Origin of the sequence: Campylobacter sp. LMG 17559 (assembly GCF_024723605.1) — a bacterium.
In the GTDB taxonomy this organism is placed as follows: Bacteria; Campylobacterota; Campylobacteria; order Campylobacterales; family Campylobacteraceae; genus Campylobacter_D.
This window is the reverse complement of the sequence record NZ_JANQCZ010000037.1, coordinates 1-1,482: the sequence shown is the minus strand read 5'-3', so window position 1 is coordinate 1,482 and position 1,482 is coordinate 1. Positions and strand designations below refer to the sequence as shown.

Here is a 1,482-nt window from a genome sequence, read left to right as displayed (position 1 = left end):
CTAAAGATAGTTTTTGTATATAGGCTATTTTTAAATTATTGATTACTTGTATAGACATAAGTTTATAATTATTATATTCTTGATTAAAGTGATTAAGATTTTCTAAAAATATTTTATACTCATTGATATATTCTTTTTCATCTTGTATATTATCTAAATATTTAAGATTTTGATTGAAAATATTATTATTGTAAAAATTACAAGAAAAACTATCAAAATTAAATTCTTTTAACAAATTACTATTTTTATTATCTATAGAACATAAAAGAGCAAAGGAATTTTGTATGTTTTTGTAGTAGGGGTAGAGAGAGTGGGCGGTGGATGTTGCTTTTCCTCCTAAAGAAGTTATGTTTATTATGAATAGTTTTTTTGTTTTGGTTATTTTTTTAATTGTTGTTAAAATTCCTGATGGTGCTAAATAATACAAAGGTCTTTCATTGATATCTTTTATTAAATATTCTAGTATAATATTTCTAGAAGTTTCATTTTTAACAATATCTTTTAAAAAGTCTAATTCTTCTAGTGTCTGCCTTTTATGAAAATCATCTAAAATAACACTTTTTTCTTGCCAATCTCTAAAACCTGAAATTCTAGCTAAAAAATCTCCAAAATCATAAAGTCCTATATAACAATCTACAATACTATCTTTAATATCCTTAAGATGTTTCATTAATCCTTTATCTCTCATTTTCTAGCCTTTTTAATTTACAAAGAAGAAGTAAAACAATATTTATTAGTTTTCTACTAAAAAGAATGATTATTGATAAATAACATATCATTTCAAATAATCCATATTTTGAAAAATATCTACCTAAATATATGAAATTTAAAAATACAATTGGTGGAAAGAGTAATAAGTTTTCACAAAAAATACTATACACCCAATCTATAATTTTATTAGAAACTCCATATTTACTTTTGCAATTTTTGCATTTTATTTCTAATTTGCCTGAGAATATATTCCAAATATTTTGTAATTTATTGATTTTTGTTTTACAAACTTCACATTCTTTATAAATAGACATTTATTTTTCCTATATAATTTAAAAATTATCTTTAAAATTTAAATTATCTTCCGCATGCATTTAATCTTCCTTTAGCAAAATTTATGAAATAATTAAGTTTTTTTGTTACATATATTGCTTCGTATAATTCTTGATCTTGAAATTTTAAATCCGCATCATGAAATAAATTTATTTTTTTATAAGAATTAATCATATTTTTTAATAACTGTTCTTTTTGAGGTATAGAACACATAAGATTTGTATCTAAAGTAAAACCAAAAAACAAGATATTATAAGTCATAAAATTAATTTCAAACATTATTTTACCTAAATTATACTTAGATGGTAATTTTTCAATTTCACTCATAAAGACAAGCAACTCATCCGCAACATTTAAATAATTATTAATTTCTTTTAAATTAGTAGTGCTATTAGAAGCAAGATAAAAATAATTAAGATTATTTTGCATTTGCAAACC

Annotated in this window: 2 pseudogenes; both read right to left on the bottom strand. The window is 21.3% G+C overall.

The features are described 5' to 3' along the window. Positions 1 to 688: pseudogene (locus CAMP5082_RS08165) on the bottom strand (hypothetical protein); the annotation flags it as partial. Between the two features lie 380 nt (positions 689 to 1,068). Then, positions 1,069 to 1,482 (bottom strand): annotated as a pseudogene (locus tag CAMP5082_RS08160) (hypothetical protein); the annotation flags it as partial.